The sequence below is a fragment of the Myroides sp. DW712 genome (assembly GCF_046557355.1).
Classification (GTDB): domain Bacteria; phylum Bacteroidota; class Bacteroidia; order Flavobacteriales; family Flavobacteriaceae; genus Flavobacterium.
Genome location: NZ_JBKFDO010000026.1, coordinates 1 through 12,876, shown reverse-complemented (window position 1 = coordinate 12,876; position 12,876 = coordinate 1). Strand labels below are relative to the sequence as shown.

The following is a 12,876-nucleotide window of genomic DNA, read 5'->3' as shown; positions in this document are numbered from 1 at the left end:
TTTCCACAGCAGGTGAAATCGAAAGTATGGCATTGTCATGCACTTGAAAAGAAACAAGAGCTATCCCTTGAATCGGGCGATGATCTTCCAACACTTCTACTTGGTAGGTATTGGCATTGGCAGTAGGAAATATGGCCTGCAAGCAACAGCCCTCTTGTTGAAAAGGATATGCTCCTGTAGCGGTGAAAATCATCGCCGTTTGATGCGATTGACAGCCTTTTGTACCTCGTACAACAAGGCGTAAGCGCTCCAACTTTGCTGGAGGCAATTTAACGGTGCTGCGCAAGGTAATTACCACCGAATCACCTACCACCCAGAGCAACTTAGGCGGTTGATTGATCGTTAAACTGGTAAAAGATAGTGTGTCAACCACTTCAATGGCGTAGTAAAACCCGCTGTAGTACGTCTTGGTGACTTGATCCTTAGGCGTTCGAGCCGCGGAAATTAAGTAAAGCCCCACTTGGGAGGGTTCCCAACTAAAGGCCCTATGCGTGGTGGGATGTGCCTGATACGATGTGGTTTCAGGCGTCGTTTCCAAGTGGATGGTTTGACCAGTTTGGGCTTTCTCCTTCGTTGTTTCATCTGCACATAACTCGGTGACACTCCAGCTGATGTAGTGCTGGTCTTCTCCAATAGGTGTCGTGGCTCTAAACAGGAGTTCATCCCCTAAAAGCAGGCGTAAAGCACGTGGATTTTCTTCGCTCATCTCTCCCCAATACAGCAAATCCAAATTGACGAGCTGGAGCGTATTGACATTGGAAACATAAGTAAGAGTTTGAGAAGCTGCTGCTTCATTCACCTCTTCTGTTGATTCAACCCAAACAGTTGTAGCTTCTGCCTGCTGAATTGGTTCTTCTGCTTTATCCATATCCTCTTCCACCGTGACAACCTGACCGTGGTCGTGAATCGAAATGGTACCGCCTAGTACACATTGAAGTGTACCACTTTCGGTGAGGATATCGCGAGTGCCAATAGAGGGAAAATGAGCGTTGTCTTCCACCTTCCAGAAACCAAGCGGCTTGTACACACAGCTTTTGTCGTAGCCTTTTTTGTACTTACAGGTTTTGAAAGGCGCTATCCCTTCGACAAATTGAGTGTCTTCAATAGTTGCGATCAACTTATCAACCGCATTAGCGTAGTACTTGGTATGTGTAGTAATCTGCAATGCAGCAAACAATGTTGGATTTCCCGTACAGTTACAGGTCGCACCAGAACAGACGATAAACTCGGAAATAGGTAGGGAGGATTGCTTTTTCATGTGCTGTAATGGATTAAAAAAGAAGGAATGTAGGAGTTCCTTCGCTTTTCCTTTTTAAACAAGCAATCAAGAATCAAACCGAAATCAAGACAAAAACACAATATATGTGCTTTGATTATGTATTTAGAAGCCTTTATTTGTTTTATTATAGAAATAAGTTGATTTTTCATTCCTTGTGACAAAGACAAATAAGAAAAAACACATCCTTTACCCTAATTAAATACAATAAAAAAAGCGCAAAGGAGATCTCCTTTGCGCTTTTTTTATTGTATTAATCAACTACATTACTTCAAATAGTCAAAAAAACTGGTGAATTCCATGAGAAACAATACCCAAAGAATAATGACAATTGTTCCGACAAAAGCACCAAACATTCCCCCTAACCTAAAATCCTTTTGCTTGAGCATTCCCGTACCAAATACAATGGCATTTGGGGGAGTAGAAACAGGCAAAAACAATCCACAAGACGAACAAAGTCCCACAACTAATCCAATTGGCAACAACTGATCTGGAGGAAGCACAATCGCAGCAATATTGATTAAGATTGTTGCAGTTGCAGTACTACTCATAATATTGGAAAACAGTACTGTAATTACAGCAAATACAATCATCATGACCACCACATTAAATTCTGCACCTGCTAAAAACTCGGAATAATAAGGCGCTAATAGTTCTTTGATTGCAATACCCAATGATAATCCCCCAGCTACCAACATCAATGTATCCCAAGGGAGTTTACGTACGTCTTCGGCCGTGATAATTCCCAACATGGGTAAGAACATAATAGGCAACATGGCTGCTCCTGCCGTTGGAATATGATATTTTGTTCCAAACATCCACATCCCTACTGTAACTACTAGTATAATAATAACAGCTAGGCGTTGTAAACGCAAACTATTGGTCATTTCTAACGCTTGATTGACAAAGGAAACATCTAACCCTTTTACTTTTGAGGTGTATTTTCTGACTACGGCCCACCAAAATCCAGCTAATAAAATGACCGCTGGTACCAATCCTAAGAAGAGCCACTGGGTAAAATTAATCGTAAAACCTTTGGTTTTTAATACATCCACGACAATTAAATTCGGAGGGGTAGAAACCATACTAATCATTCCAGCAAAAGTTGCTGCAGCGGGAATACTAATCAAAATTGCTTTGGACATGGGCGAATCTTTTCCTTCTCTATCAATCAAAGGCATAACCGAAGCCAGGACCATCGCTGCTGTCGCAGTATTGGAGATAATGAGGGATAATACCGACGTAACGATAATAATACCCAAAACTAACTTATTGGGATTTGAACCAAATATCGACAACGTTTTTTTAAATAAGGACAAATCCAGGTTGGTTTTCCGCATCCCTTCACTGAGGAAAAACCCGCCCAAGAAAATCCAAATCACACTATCGGACCAAGTAGAAGAAATCTCTTGAGGTGAGATAGTTGCTCCTTCCATATTTCCCATGGTATAGACCAAGAAACCGATAATCATAATTCCTACCGCAAAAGGAGGAATTGCTTCTGTCGCCCATAACAAAATGGAAAAAATCAGAATAAAAAACGTGTATTTCTGTGCTTCTGAAAACACCTCTGGCGTTAAAAAGTAAGTCGCTAAAAAAGCAATTACCAAAGAGAAAAAGAAAATACCAATTCTCGTTTTGATATTCCATACATTCCAAGAAGCCTCTATTAATAATTCACTGTAAAAGCGAATTCCCGTTCGTATTTTTCGAATCCGGTCAAAGTAATCAAAATCCATAGCCTTTTATTTTACCTTGCAAAGCTACGAAATAACTAACTGAAATTTATTTTAACAGTAATACAAATAAACTTCTTCTCATTTTTGATAAATCAACTCAAATTCAGTAATATAAAAAAGAAAGCCTTGATGGCTTTCCTTCTTTTTTTACACCTTTATTTATAAGCGATCTTTTTCCTGCATATCCCACTCTTTTCTATTATACTTCGCCTTTTGATTTCCAAAATTGTAGCGCAAGCCAATAGCTATCCCCTGCGTATCCATATAATCCTTAAAGTAATTATACTGATTAGCATATTGTGTTTTAATGACTTGTCGATCACTGCCAAAAATATTATACACATATAGATTAGCCGACCACTTCTTTTGACTAAATTCTCGACTCATAATAAAATCCGTACGTTGATATCCACTAATAGTAAACGAACCTTGTACTGTTGGAGTGTGAAAAGTATAAGTTAGCATGGCTTTCCAATTACTTTGTTTGTCTAAATCGACGGAAGTGGTTATGCGGCCTCCAAACACCAATGCATCATTTTTGTATAATTTTTTATCTACGCCATAAAAATAATCCTCCTGTCTTTGCAATTGTAAGAATGTATTGGCCGACCAGTAAGGTAAAATTTGATAGGCATAACTTGACACTACTCCTGCTGTTTCTCTTTTATCAATATTGGTATAGTGATAGATTAACATATTTGTATCATCTTCCTGGTAGGAGATTTCCATAGAGGGATTAATCTCTTTATTATAAAAGAACTCCACATTCAATTCATCAAAGGTATAGTTCAGACTAAAGTTATGACTAATAGCCGCTTTCAAATCTGAATCTCCTTGAAAATAGGAGAATAAATTATAGTAACTTTTAGCTGGGTTCATCCACGAATAAGAAGGTCGATCAATACGTTTGCTATAGGATAAATTCAACTGTTGTTGATCAGTTAATTCATATTTCAGGTAAGCGGTTGGAAATAATTTAAAATAGGATTGATCCCCACTTCCTATGCCTGTACTCTTGGTTTGAATCCCTGTATATTCTCCTCTCACCCCTACTTTAGCCTGCCATTTCTTCCATTGTTTGGTATAAGAGGTATACCCAGCCCAGTTAATTTCTTGGTAATCAAACGTATTACTTTTTACCTGATTATAGGCAAAATCTCCCTCTTCCTCATCAAAGAAATTCAACAAATACGAGGCTTTCACAATACTGTACTTTCCACCTAACTCCCATTTGGTTGATTCTTGGTCTATACTGTAGTCTAGGCCTGAAACAGCCAAACGCGTACGCTGTTTATCTTTTGTTCCAAATAAACGCTCCGTAGTCGGTTGGTCTTTGAAATTTAATGCTGTCAAGACCTCTTGATTGTCATGCTGTCTATCATACGTAAAATAGGAAGACCACAACAATTTCTTAGCAGAACTAAAATTTTTTTCAACTAACATATAGCCTGTATACGTGTCCATGTTAGATCGTTTTTTATTAAAAGTGGTATAGGACGATTCGATGATATCTTCCGGATTGTAAATCAACGTTGGGATAGCGTAATGTCCTTTGCTTCGCTCATTAATATAGCCATTTCCTCCAAAAGTTACGGTCAGCGTCGTATCTAATTTAATATCCATCTCCGCTTGAAAACTATGTTGCCCTTTTATTTTATTTTTACGCGTCATCACACTACTCCATCGATCGCCATTCTCATACAAAACATTGTCTTCATTATAACGGACTCCCGTACCATTTCCAAAAGAATAACTTCCAGATAGATTTACTTTCGCTCCACTATAACTATGTTGGGTACTCAGTGTATTATAGGCATAAGTCGTTTGTTTAAACCGTTCAGAGATACTCCCCTTATAGCCCAAATTTGTATTCTTTTTAAGCTTAATATTCAACACAGCATTTCCTTGAGCTTCATATTTTGCTGGGGGATTCGTAATCACCTCTACAGCCTCTACTTGAGTCCCTTCTGTTCCTTCTAATAAAGCTTTCAATTGATCGCCTGTTAGCATCACTTTTTTGTCGTTAATCGTCACCAAAATACTCTGACTTCCACGAATACTCAAATTATCACCAATGGCATTAACACCAGGTGTCTGCTTAACGATATCCCAAGCATTCGTTGTAGCTAATGGTGTATCTTGTACATTGAATACCAACCGATCGATTTCTCGTTTAATCGTTGGTCGTTTAGCCGTAATCACCACTTCTTCTAAAAGGGCATTATCCTCCTCTAGCATAACGATCGCCGGAAGTTCACCTGCTAAAGAAAAAACTTGAGGCTTGAACCCAACATATTGAAATTCAACTGTACGAACTAGTTCTTTGGTATCAATTTGATACGTTCCTTTTTCATCGGTATAAAATGAAGCCACTATCTCACCCGTTGCATCCTGGAGTAAAATAGTGACAAAGGCTAATTCTTCCTTTTTTTGATCTACGACTTTTCCCTTGTATGGCGTTACAACCGTCTGTGCTTGCAAGAGGACACTCATCAACAACAGGATAATCGAAATAATAATACGTCCCATAACTTTATTAATTTGAAGCAAAGGTGCAGCAAATAGCAAATACTACGGGTTAATGAACGGTTAACGAAGGGTTAATGCGATAAAGGAGGTAATTTATCCTCGCTTTTTGTCTAAATTTGTATCTATGAAAGCCTATAAACCAAAGTATTATCTCATCGCATTCAGCTTATTCTATCTACTTTTGATTGGAATAATGATTTTTTATTTTATACAAGTACTGGAATTAAAAAAGAAAGAAATTCACAGTATTGCGCACAATAAAATTGATGAGATTGAAAACAAGCTTTCTTTTGATAAAAAATCAAAAAAGAAAGATAATATTCTATACCAAGGGATTATGGATGTCCTCCAAAAAAAGAAAACAGTAGCGGAATTTAAAATAGAAAATCCAGAATATTTTGAGCAAGTTAATCAAGATGCAACACATAAGATAGATAGTATTTTTCAACCTTTGGGATATCAAGTCTCTTATCGCATAGATTTAACCTCGATTATGCTCAATACCACAAAAGAGAACTTCTTGACTGCACCTATTACAATTCTAGAAACGAACCAAAAAATACACAACGCCCATCGCGTTAATACTTCCGAATGGGAAGTGGAAGAAAGTAGCCAAAATAAATCAGATGAACCTTGTTTGGATTGTCCCGCAGATTACTCCAATCACTTTACCATAAAACAAGAAAAATACATCGAAGTACGCAACTTCAATAGCCTAGCTCTTCACGACCTATTGCCTTTACTCTTAGGATCCTTCTTAATCTGCATGTTTATTTTAATTTTGTATTTTATTACCTATAAAACCATCAAAAAAAAGGAAGAAGAAGTTTGGAGCTTGCACAATATGGTGGATAACGTATCCCATGAATTTAAACTTCCAATTGCTACCTTGAAATACGGATGTAATAACCTCAAACAAGAGTATGATTCGCCCACCGTTGCACTAATTCAACGACAAGTCGATCGTCTTGAACGTTTACAAAATCAATTGGGTATTAATGTTCATGAGGAAAAACGCCCTTTTCATCAAAAAGATTTTATTCAACTCACGGAAGACTTAAGCTTGAGAAATCAAGAGATTACATTCAAAACGGTCTGGAATCTAGAAGAGAAAGAAATCCCTTTTCCACAAACTGCAATAGAAACAATCGTATTAAACCTTATAGAAAATGGAATTAAATACGGAGGGACAACCCTTCGTTGTTCTGTTGAGAAAAAAGAAAATAAATTATATATTGAAGTGACTGATAATGGTATGGGAATTGATAAAAAAGAACAAAGTCTTATTTTTAGAAAATTTTATCGCATCATTCACAACAATGTACACAATACCTTAGGTTTAGGCATTGGCTTGTATCAAGTCAAGCAAATCGTAGATGAATACCAAGGCAGTATCCAAATCAAAAGTAAATTAACCGAAGGAACCACCTTCCGTATTTGTATTCCTTATGCATAAAATTCTCCTCGTTGAAGATGATATAGACTACGGTACCGTTGTAAAGCAGTACCTTGAAATTAGTGGTTTTGATGTGGTATGGACGCCTAATGCAACAGAAGTGGCGATTTTGTTCCAACAACACCATTTTCATGTGGCGATTTTGGACATTATGCTTCCTGTTAAAGATGGATTTACTTTAGCTAAAGAAATTCATCACAATCATCCCCACGTCCCCTTTTTATTTTTAACGGCTAAAAATCAAAATATCGATCGTTTATTGGGATTAAAACTAGGAGCTGCAGACTATATTGCCAAAACTTGTGATCCTGAAGAGTTAAAATTGCGTCTTGACAATATTTTACGCTACGTTTCCCTTGAGACGACAACAGTGTATCGCTTGGGCATCTACACCTTTAATCCGACATTATTACGCTTAGAGAATGCCAAAAGAACCTATCAACTAACAGAACGGGAACGCGATTTGCTCTTGCTTTTTATTCAGTATGATCACTCGATTCTAGAACGAGAAATCATCTTGAATCAACTTTGGTCATCTGCGGATTATTTCAATGGCAGAAGTTTAGATGTATTCGTCACGCGTTTACGCAAGTATTTAAGCGATGATGATACGATACAGATTAACAGTATTCGAGGGATTGGTTTTAAGCTAAATCTAGCGCTTATTCATAAATAAATTGCTCGAAGAAATCGTCGTTTAACGCCGTTTTATCTTCAATGCGAAGCAACGCCTGTTGACTAGCTTGTTTCCATTGCTCTTCTTTTTTTTGCTTATATAGTTCATACGCAGTCATGGCGTAATTCGCTAAATAATCCGTTGTATGACCAAAATGTTCCTTACTCTTCTCAAAAAATTCAATAGCCTTATCATACTGTGTATTCATGCGCAATAAAATCGCTTTAATCAAATAAATTTCTTGTTCTCTAGCTGGCGTTAACCCTCCTGCGTGCTTGTATTTCAACAAAGTGCGATCCGTGTTCACTAATCCTTCTACCACATCTCCAATTGAAGTAGCTGTCAAACTCAGTCCATAATATCCTTCAGGACTATCAGGGAAACTTTCTTTTACTTCTTCGTATTTTTTCCGTGCTAATCCAATATTGCCAATACGCAAGGCTGATGCTGCTAAGGCTACCTTAAATGACAACATCGGTTGAGATGCCAGACTATCCGCATAATACAAATACGTATAAGCCACATCCTCTTTATCTTGTTTAGTTAAGGAGACTCCTGTGTAATAATATGCATCACACAATTGTTTATCCATCTGAATAATCTGGAAGAATATTCTACCAGCAGTGTTGTGATATTCTTCTTTTTCCAAGGCAGAAAAACCCATCTTGTATAATTGAAGTATTTCTTGATTTTCAGTTGGACAAGACAAGGTAGTACTTATAGTCTCTTGCGACCATCCTTCCACTCCTAGTAACAAGAAGCACATCCAAAGCAATAAGTTACCCCCTTTAAACTTCATACACCAGCGGCGTTTCTATGGTTGCGTCCTCGTATTCACGTTGTGCTTGTTCTACAATACGATCCGTGAACAATATTCCATTCAGGTGATCGTATTCATGTTGCATAATCACAGCAGTATACCCTTCTACTACTTCTTGATACTGATTACCTTCTAAATCAAAATACGTCAATTGAATAGTCATACTGCGATAGACAGCTTCGTAGCGATTTTCAATTGACAAACAACCTTCCTCTCCTTGCTGTAGTAAAGAAGAATACCAGATAATTTGAGGATTAAGGAAGAATTCAAAAGGTTCATTCGCTTTATCGAAGCGCTTAACCAAAAACAAGCGTCGATTGAATCCCACTTGAGGAGCAGCAATACCAACACCAGCACGATCTCCGTCTGTTACGGTCTTATACATACGTGCAATTAGCATTTTCACGTTTTCATCTCGAGGATCAATCGCTACACAATTGTTTTTCAATACCTGTAATTCGGCAGGAACCGTATCCTGATATACATACATGGGTTGATTTTGATCTCCTTCAAAAAGTAAGGCTAATTCATCTTGTGTTAACAATTGGCTTGCTATCATGGTGGTCTTATTTCGAAATATTAGGAAGTAAAAATACTATTTCTACCGTTAGCAAAAAATAAAAGCCAGCGATAAATCACTGGCTTTTTATATTTAAGCAGCAGGTGCTGCTATTTCTTCTTTTGGTTTTTCTTGTGTTGGAGCTAAAACCTCGCCTTCTGGTGCTATGTCTTGCTCCACTCCTTGCTCAGCTCCAGGTTCTTGTTGTTCATCCTCATCTTCCTCGTCATCCTCTGTTGCTCGCCCTAATACTTCACTGGGTTTATAACGGCCTAATTTGATTTTAAAATTATCTGAATTTCCTTGAATTTTCATTGGAATTCCAATAATTCCCATTGGAGGTAATCCCAAACGAAGACCAATATTCATCTCCCCATCTAAACTTACTTGTCCTTCAAACCGAGGTCTAAAACCTGCCATTTTCATACGGGTACGCTCAATTGTCATAACGTTATCTTGGATGGTGGTTTTGATTTCCACATCTTTTGCTTTTCCCTCTTCCAATGACTTCGTATTGGTTTCTTTCGCAATTGCTCCAAGTAAATTAAATCCTTTAAATTCGATATTTTCCAAGGTTAAAGATCCTCCCCCAACTAACGAACGGAAAACTGGGAACATATTCTTATCTAAATCACCTTTCAACTTATAATCCAAAGAAACCTGGCCATAAGCATCCTTAGCCATACTCACCATTTCTCTAAACAGCGTTATTTCTTTATAGGCTCGCTGAATATCAAATTCAGACGCTTGAATTGCATAGTCGAATTTCGCTTTTCTAAATCCTGTAGGCTCATAGGTTCCATTCATACTTACTTTCGTTCCTATCAAATCAAAATTGGTATTTTGAAGGTCTATTTTTCCAGCATTAACTAGTAAACTACCCGTAAAATCTCCTACGTTGTATTCCGAATACTTTATCTTTTGAGCAGTAGCATCAAACAAAATATTTAAATTCTTCGGTACTTGAACAACCCCTGTTCCAGAAGATGCTGCTGTTGCAGCTTTTGAAGAAGATCCTTTCGAGTCAAACATCATAAATTCATCCACATTAAAATAAGGACTCTCAAAAGTGAATTTTCCTTTTAAAGTATCTTCTTTTAAAATATAATCCACCACATTTGTCAAATATCCTTTCATGTTAATCTGGGAGCTTCCATACGTAGCCACAAACTTCTCAAAGCCCATTTTTTCCTTAAAGAACTTAAAGACTCCTTTTTTAATATGTAACGGATATGGAAACATTTCCGAATGGATACGGATATTATCTACTTCAAACTTTCCTCCGTTTTTCAGCTTGTCGAAATCTCCTTTTATCGCATCACTTTGCAAGCCTTTTAAAAATAAACTCGTGATAATTCGACCGTGAACATCAATTCCATCCACTTTAAAAATTCTATAAATGTCACCAATATTGATGGTCCCTTTCGATTGAATATTGTAATTTAAATTATTCAAATTATACAAACTTGCCGCTAATTGGAACGGTTCTTTCGCAATTTTAAAATTAATGGGTAACACCTCAATCGATAAGTCATTCATTGATCCTCGTGAACTTTTGATAATCGTGTGAATCCGAATATCCTCAATAGGTAATTCAGGTAGTCGCTTTAATTGCACATACCCATTATTCAACTTGATTTCAGTATTAAGTACGGGAAAGCGTTTACGTTTCGGCTCATAACTTCCTTTTACGGTTCCATCGACCATAAAGTTCCCTCGTAAGACTGCCTCATCGAAAGGAATAAATTCTTTGATATTTTCAAAATCAATATTCGCCTCTATACGCGCATCAACATCATACGTAGTTAAGTTATTAACTGCAAAATGACCCTTGACGAAATTATCCATCGCCAAAAGATTTAAATTGTCGATACGGAATTTGATATCCTTTATTTTTTCTGTCGGCCCTTCCGCTTTAACATCAAAGCTAATTTCTTTCAATGCCTGAGGTAAACTATCCAGTTTAAAATAGCCCTTGCGAATCATTCCATCTAAATTAAAGCTAGGAATACTCGTAATCACCGTATCGCGTTTCACCGTACGCAACGTGCGTGTTTCCACCACACCTTTAGCAAACTGTCCGTCTACTTTTCCTTTTAGTTGCAAATCTCCTTTTAGTTCAAAACCTGTTAGTCCCAATGCTCGTTGAATGAGATCTAAATCCATATTCAAATCCATCACGCTTTCAATTATGGGCTTATCAAAACCTTTGGTATGTAAAGTTGCATTGCTTTTACGTCCAGCGATTGAAAAATCAAATTGATCAATCAACACCTCACTTTGTTCCATATCCAAAGAAGGCATTTTAAATTGAAATTTCAAGGCTAAATCTTGAATCGGATCCATTACGTTCCCATGCTGAATAACTCCGTTAGCAACCGCTAAATCAAGGTTAATCGATGGCATAATCGTATCTAGCGCTAAGAATTGGCCTTCTAACTTAAATTTACCATCTACGACACCTTCAAACTTCGTTTGATCCAACCAAGATTGATACTCTGGCGGAACCAAAGAAAGCAATTCATTTAAGCTCGCTTGCTCTGTATGAATATCAAACAACATATCATACCCATTTTCAATGAAACCAAAGCGGCCAATGAAACTCACCAATAAGTCCTTGATTTTTAAATTATTTTTTTGAAACTCAAACGTCAATGATTTTGTATCAATAAGTGTCTCTAAGTCCGCTAAAATTGGTTTTTCTTTGACATAGAATACATTGTCAAAGCTAAAGTCAAAAGAGCGAATGCGAATCTTACTCTTCAATTGAAATACAGCTTCACTCATATTTCCACTCCCCAAATAATCAAAATTCACAGCAGAAAAATAGAGATTACCTGCCTCATCACAATAGCGCAATAACGCATTTTTGATTTCCAACTGATCGATTTGCAAATCAAATCCCTTATTATCATCTTCATCCTCTTCATTAGAAGGTTTCAGCACCATATAGTTTGCCTCTCCTCTTTCGTTGACCAACAAATCAACAACAGGAGAATCAAGAAATACACGATCAAAACTAATTTTAGAATCTAACAAACTCATCATATTAATCCCTAGACCTAATTCTTTAGCCGCTAATAATTTCATGGATTGTAAAGAATCCACTTGTACTCCTTCAATACTAGGTTTAATAACAGTAGCAGTTAAATAGGGAAAGTTTTTAAAGAAAGACACATTGATATCATCAAAAACCACCTCTCCTTCAATGGAATCAGCCAGTAACTTTTTAATTTCCTCATTAATTGTGTCCTTAAAGAAGATAGGCACAACCAACATGGCTCCTAATATAAAGACAACTAAAGCCCCTAAGGCTATAGCGATTCGTTTCATTACTTTTTTTCCAGATAACCCCATACTTTTACTCTCTACAAATTGCGTGTAAATAAACAGATAATTTCACAAATTATTCTACAAAATTAGAACATCTTATTCATTTATGAAATGAAAAAGATTTTTTTTGCAAATAGTAAGTGTTTTTGTTGTTTGGCTTTCGGCTTTTGTACTTCGTGCGGTTTGTTGTTTGTGAGGATAGGGTGATATTGGGTGAGGATTGGGTGAGATTGGGTGAGATTGGGTTAGATTAGGTGAGGATAGGGTGAGATTGGGTGAGGATTGGGTGAGATTGGGTGAGGTTAGGTGAGGAAAACACTCATCTCCCATTTCCCTTCTCTAGCGTAAACCGTTCACTGTAAACTGTAAACAAAAAAAGCCTGACTACTTGCGTAATCAGGCTTTTAAAAGAAGGGCGACGACATACTCTCCCACCATGTGGCAGTACCATCTGCGCTAGCGGGCTTAACTTCTCTGTTCGAAATGGG

General features: G+C 37.2%; 8 protein-coding genes. 2 read left to right on the top strand and 6 right to left on the bottom strand.

The window, feature by feature from the left end; genetic code table 11:
• The 3 genes from ACLJX0_RS15145 to ACLJX0_RS15135 form a co-directional block, all read right to left on the bottom strand.
• A partial coding sequence (locus ACLJX0_RS15145) for a DUF4280 domain-containing protein (RefSeq protein ID WP_410881658.1) occupies positions 1 to 1,258 on the bottom strand: 1,258 nt, incomplete at its 3' end.
• A 284-nt stretch (positions 1,259 to 1,542) separates the two neighbouring features.
• Entirely contained in the window at positions 1,543 to 3,015 is a 1,473-nt protein-coding gene (locus ACLJX0_RS15140; RefSeq protein WP_410881657.1) for an SLC13 family permease, read from the bottom strand.
• A 159-nt stretch (positions 3,016 to 3,174) separates the two neighbouring features.
• Positions 3,175 to 5,544 (bottom strand): outer membrane beta-barrel protein, encoded by a 2,370-nt coding sequence (locus ACLJX0_RS15135; RefSeq protein ID WP_410881656.1) that lies wholly within the window; start codon positions 5,542 to 5,544, stop codon positions 3,175 to 3,177.
• Positions 5,545 to 5,668: 124 nt separating this feature from the next.
• On the opposite strand from ACLJX0_RS15135, the gene ACLJX0_RS15130 reads away from it, so the two are divergent.
• The gene (locus tag ACLJX0_RS15130; protein WP_410881655.1) at positions 5,669 to 7,000 is read left to right on the top strand and encodes a sensor histidine kinase; all 1,332 of its coding nucleotides are present in this window, start codon (positions 5,669 to 5,671) and stop codon (positions 6,998 to 7,000) included.
• Positions 6,993 to 7,676: a response regulator transcription factor gene (locus ACLJX0_RS15125; protein ID WP_410881653.1), complete on the top strand. Its 684-nt coding sequence runs from the start codon at positions 6,993 to 6,995 to the stop codon at positions 7,674 to 7,676. Before ACLJX0_RS15130 ends, ACLJX0_RS15125 begins: the two co-directional genes overlap by 8 nt.
• Here the strand turns inward: ACLJX0_RS15125 and ACLJX0_RS15120 are convergent.
• From ACLJX0_RS15120 to ACLJX0_RS15110, 3 genes are all read right to left on the bottom strand, one after another.
• Entirely contained in the window at positions 7,663 to 8,475 is an 813-nt protein-coding gene (locus ACLJX0_RS15120; protein ID WP_410881651.1) for a tetratricopeptide repeat protein, read from the bottom strand. The two genes, ACLJX0_RS15125 and ACLJX0_RS15120, sit on opposite strands and share 14 nt — an antisense overlap.
• A complete protein-coding gene (gene def, locus ACLJX0_RS15115) occupies positions 8,465 to 9,055 on the bottom strand; it encodes a peptide deformylase (protein ID WP_410881649.1) in 591 nt (196 codons plus the stop codon). The genes ACLJX0_RS15120 and def overlap by 11 nt, the downstream gene beginning before the upstream one ends.
• Positions 9,056 to 9,148: 93 nt before the next feature.
• Positions 9,149 to 12,388 (bottom strand): AsmA-like C-terminal region-containing protein, encoded by a 3,240-nt coding sequence (locus ACLJX0_RS15110; protein WP_410881647.1) that lies wholly within the window; start codon positions 12,386 to 12,388, stop codon positions 9,149 to 9,151.
• Positions 12,389 to 12,876 lie beyond the last annotated feature (488 nt).

What these genes read in the sequence shown, in the direction of transcription:
- ACLJX0_RS15140 (WP_410881657.1), bottom strand. Translation starts at nt 3,015, where the DNA reads ATGGATTTTGATTACTTTGACCGGATTCGAAAAATACGAACGGGAATT.
- ACLJX0_RS15135 (WP_410881656.1), bottom strand. Translation starts at nt 5,544, where the DNA reads ATGGGACGTATTATTATTTCGATTATCCTGTTGTTGATGAGTGTCCTC.
- ACLJX0_RS15130 (WP_410881655.1), top strand. Translation starts at nt 5,669, where the DNA reads ATGAAAGCCTATAAACCAAAGTATTATCTCATCGCATTCAGCTTATTC.
- ACLJX0_RS15125 (WP_410881653.1), top strand. Translation starts at nt 6,993, where the DNA reads ATGCATAAAATTCTCCTCGTTGAAGATGATATAGACTACGGTACCGTT.
- ACLJX0_RS15120 (WP_410881651.1), bottom strand. Translation starts at nt 8,475, where the DNA reads ATGAAGTTTAAAGGGGGTAACTTATTGCTTTGGATGTGCTTCTTGTTA.
- def (WP_410881649.1), bottom strand. Translation starts at nt 9,055, where the DNA reads ATGATAGCAAGCCAATTGTTAACACAAGATGAATTAGCCTTACTTTTT.
- ACLJX0_RS15110 (WP_410881647.1), bottom strand. Translation starts at nt 12,388, where the DNA reads ATGAAACGAATCGCTATAGCCTTAGGGGCTTTAGTTGTCTTTATATTA.